23 protein-coding genes and 2 pseudogenes are annotated in these 24,477 nt (G+C 43.3%); 20 read left to right on the plus strand and 5 right to left on the minus strand.

Annotation, left to right across the window (positions count from 1 at the left end; translation table 11 throughout):
• Positions 1 to 715 precede the first annotated feature (715 nt).
• From QUA77_RS02455 to QUA77_RS02500, 10 genes are all read left to right on the plus strand, one after another.
• The gene (locus QUA77_RS02455; RefSeq protein ID WP_333449147.1) at positions 716 to 3,859 is read left to right on the plus strand and encodes a peptidase domain-containing ABC transporter; all 3,144 of its coding nucleotides are present in this window, start codon (positions 716 to 718) and stop codon (positions 3,857 to 3,859) included.
• A 180-nt stretch (positions 3,860 to 4,039) separates the two neighbouring features.
• Entirely contained in the window at positions 4,040 to 5,848 is a 1,809-nt protein-coding gene (locus QUA77_RS02460; RefSeq protein ID WP_333449148.1) for an HlyD family efflux transporter periplasmic adaptor subunit, read from the plus strand.
• Between the two features lie 59 nt (positions 5,849 to 5,907).
• Positions 5,908 to 6,378, plus strand: a complete 471-nt coding sequence (locus QUA77_RS02465) for a HetP family heterocyst commitment protein (RefSeq protein WP_333064312.1) — start codon at positions 5,908 to 5,910, stop codon at positions 6,376 to 6,378.
• 404 nt (positions 6,379 to 6,782) lie between these two features.
• Complete coding sequence (locus QUA77_RS02470; RefSeq protein ID WP_333037892.1) at positions 6,783 to 7,058, plus strand: hypothetical protein; 276 nt, start codon at positions 6,783 to 6,785, stop codon at positions 7,056 to 7,058.
• A gap of 76 nt (positions 7,059 to 7,134) precedes the next feature.
• Complete coding sequence (locus QUA77_RS02475; protein WP_333449149.1) at positions 7,135 to 7,410, plus strand: hypothetical protein; 276 nt, start codon at positions 7,135 to 7,137, stop codon at positions 7,408 to 7,410.
• A gap of 76 nt (positions 7,411 to 7,486) precedes the next feature.
• Complete coding sequence (locus QUA77_RS02480) at positions 7,487 to 7,762, plus strand: hypothetical protein (RefSeq protein ID WP_333449150.1); 276 nt, start codon at positions 7,487 to 7,489, stop codon at positions 7,760 to 7,762.
• Positions 7,763 to 8,084: 322 nt separating this feature from the next.
• The gene (locus tag QUA77_RS02485; protein ID WP_333037883.1) at positions 8,085 to 8,327 is read left to right on the plus strand and encodes a hypothetical protein; all 243 of its coding nucleotides are present in this window, start codon (positions 8,085 to 8,087) and stop codon (positions 8,325 to 8,327) included.
• 40 nt (positions 8,328 to 8,367) lie between these two features.
• Positions 8,368 to 8,688 (plus strand): TonB-dependent receptor, encoded by a 321-nt coding sequence (locus QUA77_RS02490; RefSeq protein ID WP_333449151.1) that lies wholly within the window; start codon positions 8,368 to 8,370, stop codon positions 8,686 to 8,688.
• Between the two features lie 143 nt (positions 8,689 to 8,831).
• On the plus strand, positions 8,832 to 10,598 hold the full coding sequence (locus QUA77_RS02495) for a GNAT family N-acetyltransferase (protein WP_333449152.1): 1,767 nt from the start codon (positions 8,832 to 8,834) through the stop codon (positions 10,596 to 10,598).
• A 41-nt stretch (positions 10,599 to 10,639) separates the two neighbouring features.
• Positions 10,640 to 10,963: a hypothetical protein gene (locus QUA77_RS02500; protein WP_333449153.1), complete on the plus strand. Its 324-nt coding sequence runs from the start codon at positions 10,640 to 10,642 to the stop codon at positions 10,961 to 10,963.
• Between the two features lie 34 nt (positions 10,964 to 10,997).
• Here the strand turns inward: QUA77_RS02500 and QUA77_RS02505 are convergent, their stop codons facing one another.
• Together QUA77_RS02505 and QUA77_RS02510 are read right to left on the minus strand one after the other, a co-directional pair.
• Positions 10,998 to 11,147 carry a hypothetical protein gene (locus QUA77_RS02505; RefSeq protein ID WP_333449154.1) on the minus strand — a complete coding sequence of 50 codons (150 nt, stop codon included), beginning with the start codon at positions 11,145 to 11,147 and terminating at the stop codon, positions 10,998 to 11,000.
• Positions 11,104 to 11,301: a hypothetical protein gene (locus QUA77_RS02510; protein ID WP_333082310.1), complete on the minus strand. Its 198-nt coding sequence runs from the start codon at positions 11,299 to 11,301 to the stop codon at positions 11,104 to 11,106. Before QUA77_RS02510 ends, QUA77_RS02505 begins: the two co-directional genes overlap by 44 nt.
• 537 nt (positions 11,302 to 11,838) lie before the next feature.
• Here QUA77_RS02510 and QUA77_RS02515 point away from each other — a divergent pair.
• Together QUA77_RS02515 and QUA77_RS02520 are read left to right on the plus strand one after the other, a co-directional pair.
• Positions 11,839 to 12,846 carry a hypothetical protein gene (locus QUA77_RS02515; protein WP_333449155.1) on the plus strand — a complete coding sequence of 336 codons (1,008 nt, stop codon included), beginning with the start codon at positions 11,839 to 11,841 and terminating at the stop codon, positions 12,844 to 12,846.
• A gap of 85 nt (positions 12,847 to 12,931) precedes the next feature.
• A complete protein-coding gene (locus tag QUA77_RS02520; RefSeq protein ID WP_333449156.1) occupies positions 12,932 to 13,672 on the plus strand; it encodes a peptidylprolyl isomerase in 741 nt (246 codons plus the stop codon).
• Between the two features lie 502 nt (positions 13,673 to 14,174).
• Here the strand turns inward: QUA77_RS02520 and QUA77_RS02525 are convergent.
• On the minus strand, positions 14,175 to 14,318 hold the full coding sequence (locus QUA77_RS02525) for a hypothetical protein (protein ID WP_333449157.1): 144 nt from the start codon (positions 14,316 to 14,318) through the stop codon (positions 14,175 to 14,177).
• Between the two features lie 59 nt (positions 14,319 to 14,377).
• Positions 14,378 to 16,573: a DNA helicase RecQ gene (recQ, locus tag QUA77_RS02530; protein ID WP_333449158.1), complete on the minus strand. Its 2,196-nt coding sequence runs from the start codon at positions 16,571 to 16,573 to the stop codon at positions 14,378 to 14,380.
• Between the two features lie 97 nt (positions 16,574 to 16,670).
• On the opposite strand from recQ, the gene QUA77_RS02535 reads away from it, so the two are divergent.
• Positions 16,671 to 16,955, plus strand: a complete 285-nt coding sequence (locus tag QUA77_RS02535) for a DUF427 domain-containing protein (protein ID WP_333037862.1) — start codon at positions 16,671 to 16,673, stop codon at positions 16,953 to 16,955.
• Positions 16,956 to 17,024: 69 nt separating this feature from the next.
• Here QUA77_RS02535 and QUA77_RS02540 read toward each other — a convergent pair whose 3' ends face one another.
• Positions 17,025 to 17,690: an L-threonylcarbamoyladenylate synthase gene (locus QUA77_RS02540; RefSeq protein WP_333037860.1), complete on the minus strand. Its 666-nt coding sequence runs from the start codon at positions 17,688 to 17,690 to the stop codon at positions 17,025 to 17,027.
• A gap of 75 nt (positions 17,691 to 17,765) precedes the next feature.
• On the opposite strand from QUA77_RS02540, the gene larC reads away from it, so the two are divergent.
• The 7 genes and pseudogenes from larC (at position 17,766) to QUA77_RS02570 (ending at position 24,270) form a co-directional block, all read left to right on the plus strand.
• Positions 17,766 to 19,175: a nickel pincer cofactor biosynthesis protein LarC gene (larC, locus tag QUA77_RS02545; protein ID WP_333449159.1), complete on the plus strand. Its 1,410-nt coding sequence runs from the start codon at positions 17,766 to 17,768 to the stop codon at positions 19,173 to 19,175.
• Between the two features lie 397 nt (positions 19,176 to 19,572).
• On the plus strand, positions 19,573 to 19,884 hold the full coding sequence (locus QUA77_RS29255) for a helix-turn-helix domain-containing protein (RefSeq protein ID WP_445302051.1): 312 nt from the start codon (positions 19,573 to 19,575) through the stop codon (positions 19,882 to 19,884).
• Between the two features lie 89 nt (positions 19,885 to 19,973).
• Positions 19,974 to 20,312 carry a transposase gene (locus QUA77_RS02550; protein WP_333449160.1) on the plus strand — a complete coding sequence of 113 codons (339 nt, stop codon included), beginning with the start codon at positions 19,974 to 19,976 and terminating at the stop codon, positions 20,310 to 20,312.
• A gap of 185 nt (positions 20,313 to 20,497) precedes the next feature.
• Complete coding sequence (locus QUA77_RS02555; RefSeq protein WP_333182186.1) at positions 20,498 to 20,854, plus strand: tyrosine-type recombinase/integrase; 357 nt, start codon at positions 20,498 to 20,500, stop codon at positions 20,852 to 20,854.
• A gap of 94 nt (positions 20,855 to 20,948) precedes the next feature.
• A pseudogene (locus QUA77_RS02560) lies at positions 20,949 to 22,211 on the plus strand (IS701 family transposase); the annotation flags it as partial.
• Positions 22,212 to 22,334: 123 nt separating this feature from the next.
• Positions 22,335 to 22,478 (plus strand): annotated as a pseudogene (locus QUA77_RS02565) (transposase); the annotation flags it as partial.
• A gap of 37 nt (positions 22,479 to 22,515) precedes the next feature.
• A complete protein-coding gene (locus tag QUA77_RS02570) occupies positions 22,516 to 24,270 on the plus strand; it encodes an ATP-binding protein (protein ID WP_333449161.1) in 1,755 nt (584 codons plus the stop codon).
• The last annotated feature ends 207 nt before the right edge of the window (positions 24,271 to 24,477 follow it).

The following is a 24,477-nucleotide window of genomic DNA, read 5'->3' on the forward strand; positions in this document are numbered from 1 at the left end:
CTCCGGCGCATTGCTCTCAATGCCCTCAATCGCGAATCGGCTTACAAACGTAGTCTCGGACCAAAAATGAAGCGGACGGGTGTGGACAACAATTATATGATTAGAGTTTTCCCTTCTTGTTTCATTGACTCTACATTAGATTCCTCTGAGTCCTTATGTCAAGCAGGATTGAGCTGCTTTTAGCCTGGGTCACATAGCCAGATTAGATGGTAAATTAATTGCTTGAATTGCTGCTACAAACTAACAGCAATCAATATTTCTTTACCACGATCGGGCCCTGGACTTCACAAACAAGCGCCGAAAATTGATGGTTTTTTGCATCCTGAAGGGAAAATTTTACGTAGATATACGTATACCGGGCAGAACATTGACCTCCCCAGCTTCACAGAATCTTCATAATTATGCCGTAATAATACGGTAGATTTATAAAGATTCGGTAAAGATTGCCCTTACAGGTAGCCAAAATCACGATTCTGTAAGTTAAACTGGGAGCCAACCAAAACCACACTTACGTAATCACCACACAATCCTGAAAAAACGCAATTTTATATATCCTAAAGGCGTTGAAGGGATGTCGTAACTAAGGGGTATTCGTCGGACATATCGACAAACAGTTTTTAAGCCAACTAGGTTGCAACTAAACCAATAAAAATTGCTCATAACCGGGTTAGTTGTAATTCAAAAAAAATGTTTCTTTTTTTTAACAGGGTAAGTTATGAAAAAAAAATTAGGGGTTGAAAATCACATTTTTAAAACCAGAGAAGCCTTGGAAAATTTTCCGGCTATTCAGAATTTTTTCGAGGAAGTCGGTGCAGAACCGACATTAGTGACGAAATTAAATACAGCCTGTGAAATTTGTGAGTTTCAGCTCGGAGATGAAATCACTCAATATCAAACATCAGATAGCAACAATTTCATTGAAAAAGAACAGAGCGATCGCAATTTTTATTTAGTTTGCGAGGGAAGAGTCAGGCTACTAGCGGTAGAAGCCTCTCAACAGCAGGAAATTTCGGCGGTGGTACTGGAAGTCGGAGCAATATTTGGGACAGATAACCTATTTCTTGACAGCGGACTGCCTTACAGGGCAATTGCGGCTGGCACTTGCCAAATCGGTCGAATAGCGGTCACCACCTTGCAGGTTATTTTAGAGGAATTCCCGCAACTGCAACAGCACTTGCAGCAAGAATTTCAAGAGCGACAGCGGTTAATATTTTTCAAAACACAAACAGATTTGCGATCGCTCGCTCCCCACCAACAACAGCTTCTGTGGCCGCACTTACTTCCTTACATAGAAGAAAGCCGAATTCCTGCCGGAGTTTCCCTCGCTGAGCATTGCCAAAACTCCAACAATCATTTTTGGCTCCGCAGGGGTCAAATTCAAGGTCAAGCACCCCCAATTCTCGGCAGTAAGTGGGAACATTCAGACGTAAAGAGCGACTGGATAGCGGTAACAGACCTGCTAATTTACCAGCTTAGCAGCGAACAGTGGCAAATCGCCAACGCCACAATTAGTTCCGAAAGCAATTCCCGCCCTAAAATCATCCGCAAACCTCCAATTTTAAGCTTAGTAACGCCGCCCCAAGATGCTAGCTCAACCTCACCAACCGAGCCATCAAAATTAACCGCAGTTGCTCAGCAAAAACCCGCAACCGGAATCATCAGCTTTCCCAAACCCAAGCAGCGGCGCTGGTTGAGCAGCAGACACCCATTCATTCAACAACAGAGCTCAGCAGATTGTGGAGCTACTTGCTTAGCAATGATTAGCGAATATTGGGGTAAAAAATTCAGCCTAAATTACTTGCGGGAATTGGCAGAAATCGGCCGCAGTGGCGCGTCGCTCAAAAGTCTGGCAAAAGCAGCGGAAAGGATGGGATTTCAAACCCGTCCCGTGCGAGCTTCTTTAACTCCGTTGCGGAATCAAAATCCCTGGATCGCTCACTGGCAAGGCAATCACTACGTGGCAGTTTACCGCTTTAAAAATCAACAGGTTTTAGTGGCCGATCCGGCGGCTGGCAAGCGGTGGATGAGCATTAAAAATTTTACCGAAAATTGGACTGGGTACGCCCTAATTTTAGACCCGACAGCGGAACTATACCGCAATCACAGTGCCGAACATCAAGGCATTAAAATTAAAGATTTTGTTGGCATAGTCTGGCCCTACCGCGCTGGAATCGCCCAAATTCTGCTCCTCTCCTTGTTGCTCCAAATATTTGGTTTAGTTACTCCCCTATTTACCCAAGTAATTCTCGACCAAGTGGTTGTCAGTAAAAGCATAGTAACTCTGCACGTTTTTGCGATCGGACTGCTGCTGTTTAGTGTTTGGCGAACGCTGTTGGGTGCAACGAGACAGTATTTGCTGGATTATTTGTCGAACCGCATTGACCTGACTTTAATTAGCGGCTTTATCAGTCACACTCTCAGTTTGCCGATCAAGTTTTTTGAATCTCGTCAGGTGGGCGATATCTTGACGCGGGTTCAGGAAAATCAAAAAATTCAGGCATTTTTGACTCGCCAAGCTATTACGGCTTGGTTGGATGCTTTGATGGCTGTAGTTTACATCGGACTGATGGTTTACTATAACTGGCGTCTGGCGTTGTTGGTGCTGGCTTTGATTCCGCCGATCGTGATTTTGACTTTAGTCGCAACTCCCTTTCTGCGAAAAGTGTCCCGGGAGATTTTTACCGAAAGTGCCAAGCAAAATTCATCTTTGGTGGAAATGATTACTGGGGTGGCGACGGTTAAGGCAACTGCTGCTGAGCGAGAAATGCGCTGGCGCTGGGAAGACCAATTAACCTGCATGATTAATGCTAAATTTCGCGGGCAGAAGTTGGCGAATTCTTTGCAGGTGATTGGGGGTGGGATTAATACTTTGGGGAGTACGGCTTTGCTGTGGTACGGGGCAATGCTGGTGATTCAAGACGAGTTGACAATCGGTCAATTTGTTGCTTTTAATATGATGATTGGGAGCGTGATTTCTCCTGTGCTTTCAGTGGTGGGACTTTGGGATGAGTTTCAAGAAGTGCTCGTTTCGATCGAGCGTTTGGATGATGTATTCTCTGCCCAACCTGAAGAAAGCCCTTACAAGCCAATGCTGGTGCTGCCTCGCCTTCAGGGAAACGTCAAGTTTGACAATGTTTCTTTCCGTTATTCTCAGGATGAGGAACGCAATACGCTGCAAAATCTTTCCTTTGAGGTGCAAGCTGGAGAAACTGTGGCAATTGTCGGCCGCAGCGGTTCCGGTAAGAGCACTTTGGTGAAGCTGTTGCAAGGTTTCTATTATCCAGAAAAGGGGCGGCTGACAATTGACGGCCACGATATTCGGCACATTTCTTTGCAGTCGCTGCGAGTTCAGTTGGGTGTTGTTCCTCAAGATTGTTTCTTGTTTTCGGGAACGATTTTGGAAAATATTACGCTGTATAAAAACGGAAACGATGTGGCTTCTGCAAGCTTGGAACAGGCGATAGAAGTGGCGAAGCTAGCAGAAGCTCATGCTTTTATTCAAGATATGCCACTGGGTTATCAAACTCCTGTGGGGGAAAGGGGAACGAGTTTGTCTGGGGGCCAGCGACAACGAATTGCGATCGCCCGCGCTCTTTTGGGAGATCCCCGGATTTTGGTTTTGGATGAAGCAACTTCTTCGCTGGATACCGAATCTGAGCGCAGGTTTCAGCAAAATCTCGCCCGCATTAGTCGCGATCGCACTGCGTTTATTATCGCTCATCGGTTGTCTACGGTGCGTAATGCCGATCGAATTTTGGTTCTAGACAAAGGCATTTTAGCCGAACAAGGCAACCACGAGGAATTGATGGCTGAACGCGGACTTTACTATCACCTCGCTCAGCAACAACTCGATCTTTAAGTCATTAGTCATTAGTTATTAGTCATTAGTCATTAGTCATTAGTCATTGGTCATTAGTCATTAGCAACCTACACAAGACTAAAGATAATTTTCACTTACTCCTGACTTCGGATTCCTGACTTATAGCTCCTAACAACTGCCAACTGCCAACAGTCAACAGACTAATTTGGAGGAAATACAATGTTTTCACAAGATGAGAAAGAATTAGGCCGCGCTCCTAACGAAATAGGTGAAGTCTATGGAGGCGTAGCTTCTAGGCAAGAAAACGAACCCAGAAAAAAAGACCGATCTTTAGAAGTTGTCGAATCTAAAAATCGCTCTTCTCAAACTCATGACGGTATCAATATTGCCAAATTACAGTTACGGCAGCCTGATGCGAATAATTGGTCTACTTATTTGCACTCGGTACTCGACCAGCCACCAGTATCTTTTCCGCAGCGTTTGATATTAGGAGGAATGGTTTTTTCCGTAGCTTTTGGAGCGTGGGCAACTTTGGGAAAAATTGACGAGGTTGGTCATGCTCAGGGCAAATTAGTTCCCAAAGGCGCTGTTTACAAAATTCACCCGACGGATACGGGAAAAATTATTAACCTCGCTATCAAAGAAGGTCAAAAAATCAAAGCTGGACAATTATTGGCTGAATTAGACCCGGCGAATGCCCAGAGCGAGGTGGAGCGTCTTGAGAAAATTCTGGACGCTTATCGGATTCAATTGATGCAAGAGATGAGTTCGATCGAGAGAACTCGACTGGAAGTTGAAGCGAGCCAAGCTATTGCTGCTGCAGACCAGCGGGGGGCTGAAGCTGCGATCGCCCGTGCTCGCGCTTCAGCGGCCACCACGCAGTCTCAAATCGAGCAATTGCAAGCAGATTTAGTGTCTCAGCAAGCGCGCAAGCAACAGCTCAAACCTCTGGAAAAGAATGTGCAAGACTTGCTCTCGCAACTGAAAACAGATATTAACTCGCAGCAAGGGCGGCGCGATCAGGTGAAACCATTGCAACGCAAGACTCAAGAATTGCTGGTGCAATTGCAAGCAAAAGTAGCGGCTCACAAAGAGCGGATCGCGCGTCTCAAACCTTTGGTAGATGAAGGTGCACTGTCAAAAGACGTATTGTTTCAAGCTGAGGAAGCTCTGCGAGAAAGCGAAAATGCGGTGATTAGAAGCCAGTTGGGGGAGACTACTCAGGCTGACGATCGCGCCTTTGAAGTCGAGCAAACCGTTCGCGATAGGCAAAGTGCTGCGCTCAGGAGTCAACTGTCTGATGCAACTGGGGTTAAGGAAAGGTTGTTTGAAGTCGAGCAAAATTTGCGCGATCGAACTAGCGCCCTTTCTAGAACCCAAGGTGAATTAGCCCAACAACTGGCAGAAGTCGATCGACTGCAAGCCGAAGCCGCCAGCAAACAAGCCGCAGCGCGCCAAACGCAGTTAGAAAAAGAGCAAAAAATTCAGCAGTTGGAAATGCAATTAAATCAAGTCAAATCCAAAATTGCCGAAACCCAAACCCTGCTCGATCAAGCAAAAAATAAGCTCAAACAAAGATTTCTCTACGCACCCGTCAGCGGAGTCATTTCCGCACTCAACATTCACAACACTGGCGAAGTAGTTCAACCGGGCCAAACTATTGCAGAAATGACTCCGAATCAGGCTCCGCTAGTGCTGGAAGTGAATTTGCCGAACCGAGAAGCGGGATTTGTCAAAACCGGAATGCCGGTGCAAGTCAAATTCGATGCTTTTCCTTATCAAAATTACGGCGTCATTCCGGGAAAAGTTTTATCTATTTCGCCCGATGCCAAAACAGACGAGCGATTGGGTGTTTTTTACCGGGTGGAAGTGAGTATCGATCGAGACTCAGTGAAAGCCAAAAATCAAACCTGGAAACTCAAAGCTGGCCAAACAGCTACTGCGGAAATTGTCATTCGCCAGCGCAGCATAGCCGACATTTTGCTTGACCCTCTCAAGCAGCTACAAAAGGGCGGCATGAGTTTGTAGAACTTAGTTAAGTGGTTGTTGTCCTTTGTCACTCTTTATACACAAAACAGGATAAAATAATGACTTCCCAATTCCACCATTCTGCCAATCATTCCCAAGTTGGAATCAAACCCGAACAATTGGATGAGATAATTTCAGCGATTCTGGCAGGAAAGTATTCTTGGGCTTGTTTTTTACTTTTGCGGTGCACGGGTTACAACCCTCTCGACTATATCCCTTACCGTACTTCCAACCGCTTGCTTAAGGAAAACAGTCAAATCAGCAAGTCGAGTAAATCGGAAACTAAGTCTGCATTGGGCAAAATTGCTGATTTAGATCATCTGGAGGTGGTGAGGGAAAAACGAGCCGGAGTTGGAGGGGGTTATGTAACTGAGGCTTTTAGCGAGTTGCACTCAGATACCAGAGGTTTTGGACTTGAAGTCAAGGAAGGGCAATATCTCGCGATGCAGAAGGTTGAGTGTTTGCCAATTCCCAGTCAAGGATTTTTTGCTGGATTTAAGACGCGCTTGTCTAATTGGGCGGGTAAGTAATTTAGTCGATAGACCGACAACCCGATTGCGGGCGTTGGGTGTACCTGTTTTTTGGTTGACTCACCGCGGGCGATCGGGTTTTTGAGTCTCGAAAATCCGCGCTTTCAATAAATCTGCCAAAATGGCAACCTTAGCCAAATTAATTACTTTATACTCAGAAACCCGATTTTAGCTATTGTGGATTTATACTTCTTTGCGATCGATTTTAATACAGTTAGCCCTCTGTTTAGGCAATGCCAGTCTTACTCAATTTGATTGAGTAGCCTCCCTTTTTCGTTTTCAGTGCCTGTCAAAATTAATCTGCCAAAATGGCAACACAGGTCTGATTAGCCTAGCTATATTAAATACAGAACAACTAAAGGTTGCTTCTAGCAAATTAATCACAAACAACAAGGAAAAAAGCCATGATTATTTCCGACCTGAATTACTTGGAAACTGCTGAAACTTCTGCTGTAGTTGGTGGTATCTTTTTCGGCAAACTCAACTCCAATGTTTATGCCAACCTCAATGTTAAGGAACGCTTTGACGTTGACAAGATTTACACACAATATGTTGACGTTAAGGGCAATCTAGCGACAGCTCAATCTGAAGCTTTTGGGAAAAATACCTCCACCCAAATCTTTACTACTGTTGTAGAAGGTAAGTATTCTGCGTCCACTGGATTTTCGGCTGCTAGCTAGCATAGAACTCCAATTCATACAGAACAACCAAAGGTTGCTTCTAGCAAATTAATCACAAACAACAAGGAAAAAAGCCATGATTATTTCTGACCTGAATTACTTGGAAACTGCTGAAACTTCTGCTGTAGTTGGTGGTATCTTTTTCGGCAGACTCAACTCCAATGTTTATGCCAACCTCAATGTTAAGGAACGCTTTGACGTTGACAAGATTTACACACAATATGTTGACGTTAAGGGCAATCTAGCGACAGCTCAATCTGAAGCTTTTGGGAAAAATACCTCCACCCAAATCTTTACTACTGTTGTAGAAGGTAAGTATTCTGCGTCCACTGGATTTTCGGCTGCTAGCTAGCATAGAACTCCAATTCATACAGAACAACCAAAGGTTGCTTCTAGCAAATTAATCACAAACAACAAGGAAAAAAGCCATGATTATTTCTGACCTGAATTACTTGGAAAATGCTGAAAATTCTGCTGTCGTTGGTGGTATCTTTTTCGGCAGACTCAACTCAAATGTCAATGCCAAACTCAATGTTAAGGAACGCTTTGACGTTGACAAGATTTACACGCAATATGTTGACGTTACGGGCAATCTAGCGACAGCTCAATCTGAAGCTTTTGGGAAAAATACCTCCACCCAAATCTTTACTACTGTTGTAGAAGGTAAGTATTCTGCCTCCACTGGATTTTCGGCTGCTAGCTAGCATATAACTCCAATTCATCAAGTCACTTGGTAATTGGAATAAGTAGGTGGGCAGAAACAATTCTAACTATCTGGTTTGTAGTAGGGCTTCAGAGTTCAAGCCCTACTAATAACTTAATACAGAGACTTGAGGTTTTATTACAGAGTCAGGTTGATTCTGACCGCCTTACTTAGATGATTTACGTAGTTGATTAATTGACTTTTAGACAAGTAATTAACTGGCAAAATCTTGTTTTAAATGAAGCCGTAGGTAATTACCATCTACGACTCACAAATTTAGGATTTATCCAATTTTATAATCAACAAAAATCGGTGTTAAACTCATGACTGACTATAAAGTTGTTGTCAAACGCCTAGTCTCACCCGATGGTAAAGTTATTGCTGAGGCGAAAAGCGTAGTCGAAGCATCTGGCGATGATCGAGGTGAAATTAGTCAAAGCGTTTCTGTAAAGGTTTCATCTAATAGCTCCAGCAGTTACGCCAAATCGAGTTCTAGTAGTTCTTCTTCATCTAGTTTTAGCAGCACTTCATCAACATCTAGTTGCTCTAGTATATCTTCAATTTAATAATGAATTTAGTCTGCTAAAAAGTTCTCTTGATACTGCCATGAAATATTGCTTAATTATCTCTGACTTAAGTTATTTAGAACCCATTAACGAAAGCACAGCTATAGTAGGTGGTGGCAATGTTTACGCGGATACATTCGCCACAACAAAAGCAGAGCCTGGATATGCGATCGCTGTTGCAGGTGGATTTGCCATTGGTAATCAAACTTATACAAATACTGTAACCAACACAACGGTTAAAGACTTGGGTAGTCTTGAGTATAGTAAAGCCAATGCAACAGCCACAGCCTATGCAAGGACTGGAAACCAAAGTGCTTCATCTACAATTCGCAGTACTTCTATTTCATTTTTTGGGCGTTAATAGTCTCACCCGATAGGAAGATGATCGATACTGCGATTTTAATGTTGCACAAGATACTTGTTAGACATCCTCTCAGGAGGATTAGAAGAATCTAGTCTTAATCGACAAATATGGGAAGTATAATTGGTGAGGGAAAAAATCATATGCAGATTGAGAAAATTGATAATTTTGAAACATTTAATAAAATTAGAGAAAATTGGAATTCTGTATACGCTGCTGATCATCAGGCTCAGTTCTTCCTATCCTGGATTTGGTTATCTGGATGGTTGCAGATGGTGTATGAGCCGTGGTTCATATTAGCTGCCAAACCAGATACCCATGATTCATCCTATGTGGCTTTTTTTCCTCTAAAAATTTTATTAACCCACCAAGATGGAGGCGGCTTTGAAACTGAAATCTGCATGGCCGGAAATAGCATGGCAGATTACACAGGACTTATTTGTCTGCCTGGTTATGAAGCAGAAGTAATTCCTGCTTTTGCTGCTTACATCCAGCAAAAGTTAGTATGGTCGAGTTTCAATATAAAAAGTATTCTAGAAACCGACACACGGATGTCTCTATTCTTGAGTAATTTCTCTGCCGATAGTTTTGAACTCCGTCAACTCCGCATTCAAAGTGTGAATGAAGAAGAACCCGATATTTATCTTGCTCCTTATGTTTCATTACCAGATGACTGGGAGCAATATCTGCAAAACTACGTCGGTGTCAATACTCGCCAAAAAATAAGACGCTTTTTAAGGCAAGTTGACAGCTCTAACGAGTTTTATATCACCCAAGTTGACGCAGACAATTTGGAATCTCATATTGAGATACTACTCAATTTCTGGGAGTCCAGATGGAAAAAGCAAAAAGGAGATACCTGTGAGGTGATTTTGGGTTACAATCGCCTTATTTTACGTCATTGTTTTGAAAATAACTGTCTGTATCTTTCGGTTCTGTGGAAAGGAGACAGACCTTTAGGGGCGATCGCCAACTTTGTGGATTTTCAGCAAAAATCCATGCTATTTGTGATTACAGGTCGCGATCAAACCTTTAAAAATCCTCCACCTGGGCTTATCCTCCATGCTGATGCGCTCCGATACGCGATTCAAAATGGATTTAAAGTGTACGACTTTTTAACGGGGAATGAGGAATATAAGTATTCTTTTGGAGCTAAAGATCGCCACATTCAGCATATCGTAGCCACATACAAGAATGGTCAGAACAGACAACAGGATGTTAGGGATGTTATTTCTTTAGCACTTCAGATCGCTGTTCGAGATCATCGATTGAACCGACTCACCAAAGCTGAGCAGCGATACCATCAGATTCTGAAAGCTCAATCAAATCACCCAGAGGCACTCTATGGACTGGGGGTGTTGATGAGGCAAAAAGGCGAGTACCAAACTGCAGAAAATTTACTGAAAAACCTGCTTCAGGTGCAGCCAAACTCTATCAAGGCTTTATTTGGTTTGGGAAATTTATATCAAACTCAAGATCGGTTATCCGAGGCGATAGAAACCTATCATCAAGTCTTAGCTCTACAGCCTGATGCGATCGCCGCATACAATAACCTTGGCTATGCTCTACAGCAGCAAGGCAAATGGGAAGATGCGATCGCCTACTATCAAAAAGCACTAGAACTAAAGCCTGATTGCGTTGAAGCTGAGGTTAACTTAGCCAATGCACTTCATGCTCAAGGAAAGCTCTCCTTAGAGAAACAAGCTCATTACGCGGCAATGAACAATGATTTAGGCTCGAAATGTAAACAAGTAGGCGATTTAAAAACAGCGATCGCCTACTATCGCCAGTCCATCTCTATGAAACCAGATTTAGCAGAGGCTCACTATAATTTGGATCTGGTGCTGCAAGAACAAGGTGAATATCAAACTGCAAGTACCTGCGAGCGAAAAACTCCCATACCTGCTTAGTCCACAAATGAGTTTTGATTAGTTTACAAAGGAGGAACCTTATGTTGATATATGATTTGTCCTACATCGAAAATGTTGCAGAAAACAAGTTGATTTTAGGTGGTGCTGCATTGGGATTAGATGCCTTTTCATCAGTAGACAGTGGAAACACTTTGACTACTATAGACATTATTTTTAGAAACCAAGGCAAAGTTACGAAAGCAACGGGTACGGGAACAGCTATAGCGATGGGCACTGACCCTCTAGCTGGTGTTGGTGTTTACTACGCAGGCTTTGATAAAGTGAAAATAAAAATTAATTCAGGAACACGAGCAAACTATGCTTATGAGACGGTTACTGTAAAGGCGATGGACTTGCCACACTAACTGTGATGGCTTGTAGTAAAGGCTTAAGCCCTTTTTAGCTTTTAATGATTGACCACTTCATCAGGGGTACGAGCGGTTTCTGGCCGAGGAAAGAGCCGATCGCCCCAACTCGCTGAATGCCAATTCTAATTACTTCCGCATCATGGCAGGTGCAGGGCGATCGCGATCGCCCTGCACCTGCCATGACTCCGCATCCATTCGATCGCGATCGTATTCAAATCGGCTAAATCCGTCGCCTTCCCGGCTGATGCAAGCCCCTCCAACTGCCGTTCCAAGTCCCCTCCCATCCGCTCAACCACAGTCCTCAAACTGCTGCCAAACCCCGCTCTGTTAATCACAATTCAGGAACGGGAGCAGCGGTGTGTCGATCGGGCCTCAACACCAGCAAGCGTGCGCCCGGATACAAAGAGTGTAAAAATTGAAAACTTGCGTAAGTCTTATAATTTCAAACAAATCTGCCAAATTGGCAACATACCTCTAATTAGTCCAGATATATTGAGGTAAATCGCAATAAAACACGGTTTTTGCTCATCTTTAGCAGTCCGTCCTAATACTTTTTGAGTACGGGCGAGTGCAAGGAAGGTGCAGTTTAAATTTATACAAGCTTTTTGAGAGTGATGGTGATGGCTAAATCAAATGCCATTGGCAATCAGTACCGATCGCCCAGATTGGTATTGGTAACAATTTTTTCCTGTCCTATTTTCTGGATGCACCAAGGTTCATTTATTAAAAACATTTCAGTCTTTAGTCTGAAGTCAAAAGCAATTGTTTCACACTCTTTAAAATCCTACATGGGCATTTATTGAGATTCGCAATGTCGGCGCTCGTGCAAGTGATTTTCGTCTTTACATACAAGTAAAAGGAGATAAATCGCGATGCCTCCATTCGATTCATTAGCTCCTGAGCCCTTAAATAATATTGTTGGAAACAGCAATAGTTTAAACACCTTGAATTCGGTGGCGAATAACCCTGGTGCGGGCAGCAGCAGTAGTTCCAGCACATCTAGTGCCTTTGTAGATAACAGCGGTGCAGGCAGTACCAGCAGCGCGACAGCAACTTCCCCGATGGGAAGCAGTACAAGTAGTGAGACTGCTTACGCTGTGGGGGCTACATCTAGCAGTGGCAGCGCGATAGCGAGTGCTTCTACAGTGGCGCCCCCAACTACTAACGCCACAGCCCCAACACCCACAGCGCCAACACCCACACCGTCAAATAATGACGGTTCAACGTTCACCCCCGTGACTGGTGGCACTTCTAGCAATTCAAGTCCATCTAATTTCTCTCCAGACAGTACGGGTACTGGCGACGAGAGTACGATCGACAGCAACGGCGACGGATATTGGCTGGGCACCAACGACAGCGATGTGATTACTGGCGATAGCGGGAGTGATCGAATTTTTGCAGGAAGCGGCGACGATATTGTCCAAGCTAACAGAGGTGATGATGCGATCGATGGAGGCGATGGAAACGACACTTTGCGGGGAGGGAAAGGTCAAGATTTGCTGATTGGCGGCAACGGCGACGATTTTCTTTGTGGCAACTTCGGCACCGATACATTGATTGGAGGTAGCGGCGCTGATACCTTTGCATTTAGATCGGAAACAGCTAGTGCAGCAGCTAATCCATTGTTAGCAGATCGAGTCGTTGATTTTAATCCTGCTCAAGGCGATCGAATTGGGCTGATAGGGGGACTTTCGGTAACAGACTTGACACTCGTCGCGTTTGATACTGATGGTGACGGTACGACAGACGCGACTGTGCTCAAGTTTAGTTCAAATAATGGCGATCGCATTTTAGCTGTTGTTTTGGGAACAGTTAACGCAGCGGGTGCAACAACTTTGAGCAATGCTGATTTTATTAGTTTGCCCAATGACATCTTGTAGCCAAGCGTTAAATTATTAACGCTAATTACCGGCGGGTAGCGTCGGGGGATGAAGTTAATAAAGTTATATAGGTTGAGAGAGAAAAATGAAGGATTTTTACGGCCCCTTGATTGAAGCAAGTGAAATCATCGAACTACTCAGACAAGAGATGCAATTAAAAACATTTAGTCAAAAGGTTTTGCAGAAAAAAGTTATTGAGAAAGCAGCCGGGGAACGGGGGTTAACTGTGACTCCCGACGAAATTCAAGCTGTGGGCGACCAACTCCGCCGCGAGAAGCGTTTGGAGAAAGCGGCCGACACGATTGCTTGGCTGGTCGATCAGATGATTTCTGTAGAAGATTTAGAGGCAGGGATTCGCGATCGGCTCCTCAGCCAAAAACTAGCAGAACACTTGTTTAGCAAAGAAGTAGAAAAGATTTTTGTTCAAAACAAACTGCAATTCGACCAAATAATTCTTTATCAAATAATTGTTGCCAACCGCCAGCTTGCTCAGGAACTATTTTATCAAATTCAAGAAGGAGAAATCAGCTTTTTTGATGCCGCTCATCTTTACGATATTGACGAAAATCGTCGGCATATATGCGGTTGCGAAGGCAAGGTTTATCGGTGGGGTTTAAAACCAGACATAGCCGTCGCCGTATTTAGCGCTAAACCCGGAGAAGTGATTCGTCCAATTGAAACAGAGCTAGGATATCATTTGTTCATGGTTGAAAAGTTTCTCCCGGCCGAATTAACTCCTGAACGGTATCAAGAAATATTGCATAATCTGTTTAACGAATGGCTGGCTAACGAAGTCAACCATTTATTGTACACTTCTAAAGTGTAGAAAGTTAATTTCTTGCCCTCAAAAACCGATATATAACAATTCTAAATGAGTCGTAATTTTTTGACCCCACCCCAACCCTCCCCTTATCAAGGGGAGGGAGTAAGAATTTCACAAATGATTTAGGATGGCTATAATTTTCCCGCAACCAAATACAATGCTAAAATTTAGGGAACTTCTGGGTGAACAGAGAGACCTAATATCGTATCCAACTGCATCAATATTATTCACTCCTTTGGGCGGGGCGTGAGTGTAAATAGTCTCAGGCGTGTGGATTTAAATATTGCTACCTCTCACGCACTCTACTACTTAGATAAAAAGTGGTTTTACGAGGTACTTATAGCTCAATAAGGTTCAGTTAAAAAGGTAATTTATAGCCCTAGCCACTCACTAAAATTGAGAACAGAAGAAAGTCTCGGCGATTGCTTCCGGGTTTTTTAGTACCCTCGCGACTGCGCGAAGCATAGCAAATAATGAGACGATTAGCTAACCCAAGCTTACTGACTTATAGCGCTCTTAAAATTACTTTTGAAATTTGAGTTTTGCCAACGCCATATATGCCAGGTAGCAAACCCAAATGGAAAAAATATATCGCTTCAAAACGCCCCTCTAATATATTATCCCCACAAGCTACTTTTTTTATTCTCATTTTTCCTTCCTCCCATCAATTATCTGCGTCCATCATCGTTCATCTGCATATATCGGCGGTTAAAAACCTACATAATTTTGCCGCCACCAAGCGCGCACAAACTTAATCTCTTCAAACGTATAACGTTCTTCTAAAAAATCATAAATGGCTCTTAGTTTCTCATCCCCCATAACTTCAATTGCGTACACTATCGCCTGCTGGCGTTCCGGTTCCACCAACAAATTTATATCAACTTCCCTGCCCATTTCCATCAATTCTATCAGATGCCCAGAAATAGTATTAGGGCTCATACCCCGCGCATTAGCTATTCCTTGAACTGTCAAACCTTGTCGGTATAATTCCCAGGTTTGCATCTGCGAATAAGACGCAACGTTAGCAAGATTGGGAAGATTCGCTGCCGCAGAAGATGCAGCGGCAGTTGGCAATCCTTGTTCTTGGCAAAAATTGCGAATGGCTTCCAAAAAAACCTTACCGTACTTATCTCGCTTGTTGCTGCCAACGCCGTAAACTTCCTCGAATTCTCTGAGATTTTGCGGGCGTTTTTCTGCCATGTCTCGCAAGCTTTTATCCGCAAAAACTACGTAAGGTGGCACAAATTGTTCGTCGGCAATTTGCTTGCGTAGCGTCCGCAGTATGGTAAATAAACCTTCTACTTCTACTGCCAAAGAACGAACTTTTCCCTGTACTTCCCGCTGGGGTTCAATGGCGATTTCAACTGTGCGCTGACGTTTCATAATTTCCCAACTTTTTTCATTCAGTTTCAAAATGGGAAACCCGTCGGTTTTTTCGTCTAAAAAACCTTGATTTAACAGCGAACGACTCAGTTTTTTCCATTCATCAGCACTTCTATCTTTGCCAATTCCGTAAGTAGAAAGTTGGTGGTGCTGGTATTGCAATATTTTTTGATTCTTTGAACCGCGCAGCACGTCGATGATGTGATTCATGCCGAATTTTTCTTGGCAGCGGGCGACGCAAGAAAGAAACTTCATTGCCTCAATCGTCCAATCTTCTACGGGTTTTTGGTTGCAACAGTTATCGCAAGTACCGCAGTTTCCGGGGAATGAATCGCCAAAATAACTTAACTGGATTGTACGACGGCAATCGGTTGATTCTGCATAGTTGATTACTCGACGCAACTGTTGGCGGGCAATTCGTTGTTCTTGTGGATCAGGTTTTTGCTCGATGATATAGTCGATCATTTTGACATCGCCGTAGCCGAAAAATAAGCTGCAATGGGCGGGTTCGTTGTCTCTGCCTGCGCGGCCTGATTCTTGATAGTATCCTTCTAGATTCTTGGGCAAGTCGTAGTGAATTACAAACCGCACGTCTGGTTTGTTAATGCCCATACCGAAAGCTATTGTGGCTACCATTACTTGCACGTCGTCGCGAATGAAGCGGGTTTGATTGGTTGCGCGATCGACATCGCTCATCCCAGCGTGGTAGGGTAAGGCTTGGATGCCACTTTGTTGCAATTTATAGGCAACTTCGTCAACTTTTTTGCGGCTGAGGCAATAGATAATTCCCGAACCGCCTTTTTTTTGGATGATTTGCAAAACTTCGGCAAAACTGTGTTTGGTTTTGGGGCGAACTTCGTAGTATAAATTGGGGCGGTTGAAGCTGGCGACGTGGATGTAGGGATTTCGCAGAGTTAGCTGCTGGATAATGTCTTGGCGGACGCGCTCAGTCGCGGTGGCGGTTAGTGCCATAATGGGAATGTCGGGATATCGATCGCGCACTCGTTGCATTTGCCTGTATTCTGGTCGAAAGTCGTGCCCCCATTCCGAAACGCAGTGGGCTTCGTCGATCGCAAATGCCGAAATTCCTAACTTATTTGCTACTATATCTAAAAATGGTAAAAATCTCTCACCCAGCAAGCGTTCGGGTGCAACATAAAGCAATTTAATCTTACCTTCGAGAATCGCAGTTTCGCGCGATCGGGTTTCCTGACTGCTCAAAGTGCTGTTGAGAAAAGTCGCCCCAATTCCATTATCCTGCAAAGCTTCCACCTGGTCTTGCATCAGAGCAATTAACGGCGAAACAACCACCGTCAATCCCGGTTTCAACAGTGCCGGTAATTGAAAACACAAAGACTTGCCACCGCCCGTCGGCATGACAATCATCATATCCCGTTTTTGTAAAGCAGCTTCGACAATTTCCTGCTGCCCCGGGCGGAAAGAGTCATAGCCAAAAAAATGTTTGAGTGCTTGTTCCAGGGGCAGAGGCACAGAAGATATTGGCGGATTAGACGCTGGCATTTGCAGTAGTTGGTTGTTGGCTTCTCAACTATTCTATGCCTTTTGAGCACAAATACAGTTACAATAATTGAGAATCTCAATTTAAGCAGAAAAACTGATGCCGAAAGCAATTTGGAATGGTGCCGTTTTGGCCGAGAGCGACAAGTGCGAAATTGTAGACAACAACTATTATTTCCCCGCCGATGCCATCAACCGTGAGTATTTCAAGGACAGCAGCACTCACACTACTTGCGGTTGGAAAGGTGTTGCTAGTTACTACAATGTCGAAGTCGGCGGACAAGTTAATAAAGATGCTGCGTGGTACTATCCTACTCCCAAAGATGCTGCTAAAAATATTGCCGGATATATTGCTTTTTGGAAAGGAGTTAAGGTAGAGGCTTAAAGCAGTTTATAACTAAAAAAAGGGGGCGGGTTGTGGGCCAATTTAGCGCTTAACCTGCCCCTGAAAATTTTAATCTTTTTCCCAAACGGCGACAGCTTCCGAACCCAAACCACGGCGAACAACAATCGGTTCGCTTTGTGTCAAATCGAGAATGGTAGAAACTTGATATCCCGGATCGGAACCGTCATCGACAATGACATCCACTAGCTTTGAAAAACAGTCAAACAGCTCAGCTTTGCCAAAGCTTTCTGCTTTAGATGCAGGCACTGGTGCTGCACCTTCATCATCCGTTGTAATGTGAGCGGATGTTGAAATAATTGGATTTCCCAAGGCTTCCAACAGTGTAAAACAAAGCCGCTGGTCGGGAACGCGAATTCCAGTGGTTTTCCGTTTTGGGTTCATTACCAACCGTGGCACTAACTTGGTAGCTGGCAGCAGAAATGTATAAGGCCCAGGTATTAACCGCTTGATAATTCTGTATGCTTCATCGCTGACTGTAGCATAGTCGGTGATATTTGAGAGAGAGGAACACAGGAACGTTAAAGGCTTATCATTGGATAGTTGCTTGATCTGCCTGACTCGTTCTACCGCAGACTTGGAGTTGAGATCGCAGCCGATCGCATAAACTGTATCTGTCGGATAAAGCATCACCGCCCCATCTTTTAGAGCTTTTGTAATCTTCTCGATCCGGTCTCTTTGGGGTGCAACTGGATGCACTTCGTAAATAGTTGCCATGTTAAGATATTGCAGGCTAAGTGGGCGATCGAAATATCGAGTGAAACAATCAATGTTGAAAATTAATTGTTAACAATGAATAAAATAGCTTATTTTGACTGTCCAACCGGCATTGCTGGCGATATGTGCATCGGAGCTCTTGTTCACGCTGGCGTTCCTTTAGACTACCTAATCGAAAAACTCAATTTGCTCGGCATTTCGACAGAGTACCAGTTGCGGACGGAATTAGTCCACCGGAATACTCAACAAGCAACTAAATTTTATGTAGATTTAGCTCCGGATTTGTGCTTAAAATCCAAAAATTCCGCTACCGAACTCGATCCCTCGGAAACCGAATCCCCTACTTTTGACGCCCGCCACCACCATCATCACGGGAAAGAACATTCTCACAGTCACGGTGAAGCAGATGCCGAAATTAGCCACACTCATCACCGCAATTTGCCCGAAATTGAGCAAATCATCGTCTCTGCAAAATTGCCTCCGCGCGTGGAATCTTGGAGTTTGGCTGTATTTGGCAAATTAGCAGATGCAGAAGGTGCCGTACACGGTATCCCCCCAAGCGAGGTTCACTTTCACGAGGTGGGGGCGACGGATGCAATTATTGATATTGTCGGTACTTGTTTGGGTTTGGATTGGTTGGATATTGATGAATTTTACTTTTCGGCGATGCCGACTGGTGCAGGTACGGTGAAGGCGGCCCACGGTAAGTTAGCGGTGCCGACGCCGGCGGTGATGCGGTTGTGGGAAACGCACCGAGTGCCGGTTTATAGCAACGGGATCGATCGCGAATTGTGCACTCCTACGGGAACTGCGATCGCCTGTACTCTCGCCTCTGCTTTCGGCCCGCCACCGTCGATGCAAATTCAGGCGATCGGTTTGGGTGCAGGTTCTCGAATGCTGGCAATTCCTAATATTTTGCGCCTCTGGATTGGGGAGAAGTCAGAAGGGGAGAGGGGGAGAGTGGGAGAGTGGGAGAGTGGGAGAAAGACGGCTACTAATTCCCCATTCCCGATGCCCAATGCCCAATGCCCAATTCCCAATTCCCTAGAAACTATTACGGTATTGGAAACGCAAATTGATGATTTGAGTCCGCAGGCGATCGGCTATGTTTTTGATGCTTTGTTTGCCGCCGGAGCTCTGGATGTTTTTACTGCCCCAATTGTGATGAAAAAGTCGCGGCTGGGGGTTTTGTTAACGGCGATTTGTCATCCCGAATTTCAGGATGCTTGTGAAGCAGTTATCTTTCGCGAAACTACTACTCTGGGAATTAGGCGATCGACTCAACAAAGAACGATTTTACACCGAGAAATCCAGACCGTTAAAACAGAATACGGCGAAGTCAAGATAAAAGTTGCGAAGTCTGGAGAAACGATTGTTAATGTACAGCCGGAATACGAAGATTGCGCGGAAATTGCCAGACTTAAAAATATTAGCTGGCGGGAAGTTCACCGCTTGGCGCTGCAAAGTTGGTACGATCGCACTTAATCAATTACAGTGACTTACATGAGGAATTTAGTCCCTGACGGGCTGACAACCCGTCACACCCAGCAGGCTTGAGGAATATCTAAATCAGAGGAATGAAAACCTCTGATATCATGTCCGGTCGATTACCCTAATACGGTAGGGGCGGGTTCACGAAAAATATCTGCCAATAATTGACAATCTCAAAAACCCGCCCTTTTAATCACTTTTTCTTCAAGCTATTCTAGAAACATACTTCATTTTCGATCGCATTATGGTTGCCCTACCCGATCGCCCATCGATGAGTGCAGAAGAATACAGCACTTCCGGATGTTATGAGGTACAATAGAATCGACTAAAAATAATATACCAATGAAAGCATACTCAATAGATTTGTGCTCCTTTCATAGTAGCAGCCCATATCGAGCAGAAGCTGTCGATCAGAAAAACAGCAGCGATATTTTCCGTCAGTAAAAGCTCTGTTCAAAAACTGGTCAAGCAACAAAAAATTGAGGGAAATTTAGAGCCGAAACCCAGGGGTAAACCGAGATACAGTCATTTGAATAATTCCACAGCTTCTTTGAGAGAAATAGTGGCAGCACATCCTGATGCAACCTTACTAGAATTGTGTGAGTTATTTGGCCAGAAGACGGGAAATTGGGTGGGTAGAACAGCCATGTGTAACGCCTTACAAAAGTTGGGATTAAATCGTAAAAAAAACCGTGAGAAGTAGCCAAGCCGGAACAGAAAAAGTCATGAAGTTAAGGTTAGAGTATTGGGGAAAAGTCAAGCAGATCGACCAAAAAGATCTAGTTTTTTTAGATGAGACTGGAGTATTACGCTTGTTTAACCAGAACTCATGCACGTTCTCAACGAGGAACGAGAGCCTATGCGGTTAAACCTTTTTACCGAGGGAAAAAAGTCACAGTAATTGGTGCAATTAGTTTGAAGCGAGTAGTGGCGCTCATGACAATGGATAACTCAATGGATGGCAAAGCATTTGAGGTATTTTTTGAGCAATGTTTAGTGCCACAATTGTGGTCGGGAGCAGTAGTAGTGATGGATAATTTACCCGCTCATAAAGTAGATTCAATTACATCGATGATTGAATCTGTGGGTGCTTCTATTTTATGTTTGTCCCCATACTCACGCCTATTTTAATCCGATTGGATTATGGTGGTCGCAACTTAAATCTTTATTGATCCAGTTTTCGGCAACCACCACTAAAAGGGTTGATACGATAATTGCTCTGGCTCTTGATTTAATTAACCCGAAACATCTCAAGAACTGGTTTACTAATTGTTGCTACTGTACCTCATAACATCCGGAAGTGCTGTAACACTCGCTTGGGACACATCACCAGCGACGCGGCCGGCTTAATCTTGCGACAGGCTTTTAAGCGAGTTGGCATCGAGGGAGCCAGTTCTCACAGCTTCTGCAGGACTGCCCTTACCCAGATGTCGAATGCTGGTATTCCCTTAAGAATCGTGCAGGAAGTGAGCGGACACAGGAATTTAGAGCAGTTGCAAAGGTATCTGGAAGTCAAGCCGGAACAGGTCAGAGGAGCTGTGGCCAGTCTCTCTATGTTGAGTCATGGCAAAATCGAAATATCTCTATTTCCCGATCTAAAGCCAGAGTCGGAAACTTTGGGGGAATTTTTTTCGGTAGCAACGATAGAGTGGGGTACGAGTGGAGGTGATTGAGCGAACATCAAAGGAATTTGAGATTTTGCCTAACGCTCTTCCATCACTTTAGCGATAGTATAATATTCCTGAAGTCCTCAAATAGTTAAAATGTATGGTACTACCCCGCCCACCAGTTTCTACAGTCAGTTTTGTAGACGAATACTGTAAAGCCTATCAACATCTATTTCCCGAGGTAAGAAGTTTTGAAAACTTCAAGTATCTAATTATAGGGATGATTTCGGGAATCAAGCGAAAATCGCTAACAGAAATAGCGAAAGTGGTCGGCTTAAAAAATGAACAATCTCTACATCATTTTTTAACTTTGTCCCCCTGGGATATTAAAGCTTGTCAACAATTAAGATTGTCGTTAATACTAGAGAGAGTCGCTGGGGGAAAAGTCATATTAATAATAGATGAAACCGGAGACAAAAAAAAGGGAAACACTACCGATTATGTGGCGAGACAATATATTGGTAATCTCGGCAAGGTAGAGAATGGAATAGTATCTGTTAATGCCTATGGTGTAGTCGGAAACACGCTATTTCCATTAATGTTTAAAGTTTTCAAACCACAAGCAACTCTCCTACCAGAAGACACATATAAGACTAAACCTCAACTAGCCCTAGAAATTATATCAGAGCTAGAGGGGATGGGATTTAAAATCGAGCAGGTATTAGCTGATAGTCTATATGGGGAAAGCTCTACATTTATACAAGGGCTAAATAAATTGCACCTCAAATATGTAGTGGCAATTCGCTCCAATCACAAAGCTTGGTTGAATAAAGAAGAAGTTACTTACAGTGACTGGCAAACATTTGACCGGGTATTTTCTAATGGCAATGAACAGACAAGATATATTCAAGAAATCATTTGTCCGGGTTCTGGCGAGGTGAGATACTGGAAGATAACCAGTGATTTTTTCCGGGAGCGAAAAAGTAATACTTGGTATTTAATGACTAATATTTCCGGAGATTTATATTCGAGTATTGGGAATCACTATGGTTTGAGGAATTGGATTGAGTACGGATTAAAGCAAGCCAAAAACGAACTAGGCTGGGCCGATTTTCGGGTAACAAGTTATCAGCAAATAGCCAAGTGGTGGGAAATAGTTAGTTGTGCATTTTTGTTAATTAGCTTACAAACAAACCAGAGAAATAATCAAGTGACACGTGAGAGTGTGTCAGAGGAATCCCAGAGCTTAAATTGCGTTGGGCCACAGGGTATATCTCAAGAACCTTTAAAATATAGTCAGCATGAGTGGTGGAATTTTAGTGGAGGATGGAAATCTACGTTAAATAATTTGCGACTGATAATTCAACCCTATGTCTTTTACAATTTCCTCAAGCCTTGGCTCTTGATTTTTGATATTCCTAGCTGAAAAGCCGGATTTCTAGAACTATTAAATATGATGAATAAGTTTCGTGGATATACAACATTAGACTCTGGATAAAGTTGGTATGCCGTTGTTTTATTTTATCCAGAGTGATGAAAAAGCGCTAAGCGCTGGATTGTCGAGCGTACTTTTGGCTGGCTCAATCAGTTTCGACACTTGAGTAAGGACTATGAACTATACACCCAGACCAGTGAAGCGATGATTTACGGGTCGCTCATCCGTTTGATGACCCGCAGGCTGTCTGCTTAATCTTTTGTTTACAAATTAGCTCTAATATAATAAGAACGTGAAAATCAGGTACTTACCCTATCTAGCAGCCTTTTTAACAGCGACGCTCGTTTTAGCGATCGCCGAGCTATTCATTCGTTTAGAAAACGAACATTTCCAGCAGGAAAACCGCGTTGCTGTACTAGACCAACTTAGCACGGTGAGAGCTAAGCTTGAAGGTTCTTTAAACCAGCGATTATTTGTAATGCAAGGTTTGGTAGCTTATATTTCAGTAAGCAATCCAAATATTAGCCAAGCAGAGTTTGAAAATTTGACTAGAGTTATCTTAGCCAAGCAACCCGGCATTCCTAGCGCTGCATTGTTCAAAAATTCAATTGCAACCCATCTTTATCCTTTAGCAGGTCAAGAAGGTGCTTTAGGATTTGCACCCCTGAAAATACCAGAAGAAAAAAAGCCATTTCAAAGAGCAATTGATACTAGAAACACTGTAGTTTCGGGGCCAGTTAAATTAATCGAACAGGGTAATATGGCTTTGATTACTCGTACCCCAATTTTTCTGACTCCTGTCGGCAAACCTCCTGAAAGCGGTCGCTATTGGGGAATGGTAAGCATTGGTATTGATTGGAATATTTTATTAAAAGAAGCGGGACTATTAGACTCATCTGCCAAGCTTAAATATGCGATTCGGGGGAAAGATGGATTAGGCGCTGCGGGAGAAGTATTTTTTGGAGATGCTAAGGTTTTCCAGCGATCGCCTGTTACTTTAGAAGTAACTTTACCTAATGGCTCCTGGCAGTTAGCAGCTATTCCAAAAGATGGCTGGATTGAGAATTCACCTATTTTTAAATGGTTGTGGATAGCTGCTAGTTTCAGTGCTATATTAGCTGGAGGTGCAATATTTGTTTTGGTAAGTACGCCAGCAAAACTAAGAGAAAGAGCTTTACAGTTAGAATCTCTTTTGGAGGAACTACGACGTACTCAAACAATGATGATTCAAGCTGAAAAAATGTCGAGTTTGGGTCAGATGGTAGCAGGTGTCGCGCATGAAATTAATAATCCAGTAAACTTTATCCACGGTAATATTAGTTATTCCAGCGAGTATGTAGCTGATTTAATTCGTTTGTTGGATTTGTATCAAAAATACTATCCCGAACCAGCCAAAGAAATTAAACTAGAAGCTGATAATATAGAGTTAGAATTTTTAGTTAAAGACTTACCAAAAACTATCAATTCGATGAAAGTTGGAACCGAACGCATCCAGCAGATTGTCCTGTCATTACGTAATTTTTCGCGTTTAGATGAGTCAGATCGCAAAAAAGTAAATCTCCATGAAGGCATTGATAGTACGCTATTAATTTTGCAAAATCGCTTAAAAGCTAACTCGCATCACTCGGAAATTAGAATTGTGAAAGAATATGGAGATTTACCAGCGATCGAGTGTTATGCAGGACAATTAAACCAGGCTTTTATGAATTTAATTAACAACGCGATCGATACTTTGGAAGAGAAGCTGTCTTTGCCGAATTCTAAGGATCTATATTTCATTCCGACGATTCAGATTGCTACTAAAATTGAGGGCAAAATGGCCGAAGTTCGGATTTCAGATAATGGATCGGGAATGAAAGAAGAAGTCCGACGGAAAATATTCGATCCATTTTATACTACTAAACAAGTAGGCAAAGGTACGGGAATCGGCTTATCAATAACTTACCAAATTATAGTAGAGAGACACGGCGGAAAAATCGAATGCGTCTCCGAACCAGGAAAGGGAACGGAATTCGCGATCGCTATTCCTTTAACTAAAAAAAATTAGTTGCCAAAATTAGGGTTGGCAATACTTACGATCTTAGATAAAACCGTTTTTAGACGTAGCGGAATCCTACTTAAAATCTGTGAATCTCAGACAAGACTTATAATAGAATAATGTTCCGAATACCACATATTGATGTTGCTGAATTCAGGTATGAATCAGGTGGGAACAGGGACATCCAAGAACTTGAGATAATGAATTACAGCACTT

It is taken from the genome of Microcoleus sp. K5-D4, assembly GCF_036704575.1.
GTDB lineage: Bacteria > Cyanobacteriota > Cyanobacteriia > Cyanobacteriales > Microcoleaceae > Microcoleus.

Excerpts from the sequence above, each read along its gene's own strand:
- QUA77_RS02515 (WP_333449155.1), top strand. The coding sequence starts at position 11,839 with ATGCCTCCATTCGATTCATTAGCTCCTGAGCCCTTAAATAATATTGTT.
- QUA77_RS02500 (WP_333449153.1), top strand. The coding sequence starts at position 10,640 with ATGTTGATATATGATTTGTCCTACATCGAAAATGTTGCAGAAAACAAG.
- QUA77_RS02455 (WP_333449147.1), top strand. The coding sequence starts at position 716 with ATGAAAAAAAAATTAGGGGTTGAAAATCACATTTTTAAAACCAGAGAA.
- QUA77_RS02535 (WP_333037862.1), top strand. The coding sequence starts at position 16,671 with ATGCCGAAAGCAATTTGGAATGGTGCCGTTTTGGCCGAGAGCGACAAG.
- recQ (WP_333449158.1), bottom strand. The coding sequence starts at position 16,573 with ATGCCAGCGTCTAATCCGCCAATATCTTCTGTGCCTCTGCCCCTGGAA.
- QUA77_RS02485 (WP_333037883.1), top strand. The coding sequence starts at position 8,085 with ATGACTGACTATAAAGTTGTTGTCAAACGCCTAGTCTCACCCGATGGT.
- QUA77_RS02495 (WP_333449152.1), top strand. The coding sequence starts at position 8,832 with ATGCAGATTGAGAAAATTGATAATTTTGAAACATTTAATAAAATTAGA.
- QUA77_RS02490 (WP_333449151.1), top strand. The coding sequence starts at position 8,368 with ATGAAATATTGCTTAATTATCTCTGACTTAAGTTATTTAGAACCCATT.
- QUA77_RS02470 (WP_333037892.1), top strand. The coding sequence starts at position 6,783 with ATGATTATTTCCGACCTGAATTACTTGGAAACTGCTGAAACTTCTGCT.
- QUA77_RS02505 (WP_333449154.1), bottom strand. The coding sequence starts at position 11,147 with ATGGCAGGTGCAGGGCGATCGCGATCGCCCTGCACCTGCCATGATGCG.
- QUA77_RS02465 (WP_333064312.1), top strand. The coding sequence starts at position 5,908 with ATGACTTCCCAATTCCACCATTCTGCCAATCATTCCCAAGTTGGAATC.
- QUA77_RS02480 (WP_333449150.1), top strand. The coding sequence starts at position 7,487 with ATGATTATTTCTGACCTGAATTACTTGGAAAATGCTGAAAATTCTGCT.
- QUA77_RS02540 (WP_333037860.1), bottom strand. The coding sequence starts at position 17,690 with ATGGCAACTATTTACGAAGTGCATCCAGTTGCACCCCAAAGAGACCGG.
- QUA77_RS02520 (WP_333449156.1), top strand. The coding sequence starts at position 12,932 with ATGAAGGATTTTTACGGCCCCTTGATTGAAGCAAGTGAAATCATCGAA.
- QUA77_RS02475 (WP_333449149.1), top strand. The coding sequence starts at position 7,135 with ATGATTATTTCTGACCTGAATTACTTGGAAACTGCTGAAACTTCTGCT.
- QUA77_RS02460 (WP_333449148.1), top strand. The coding sequence starts at position 4,040 with ATGTTTTCACAAGATGAGAAAGAATTAGGCCGCGCTCCTAACGAAATA.
- larC (WP_333449159.1), top strand. The coding sequence starts at position 17,766 with ATGAATAAAATAGCTTATTTTGACTGTCCAACCGGCATTGCTGGCGAT.
- QUA77_RS02550 (WP_333449160.1), top strand. The coding sequence starts at position 19,974 with ATGAGACTGGAGTATTACGCTTGTTTAACCAGAACTCATGCACGTTCT.
- QUA77_RS02525 (WP_333449157.1), bottom strand. The coding sequence starts at position 14,318 with ATGAGAATAAAAAAAGTAGCTTGTGGGGATAATATATTAGAGGGGCGT.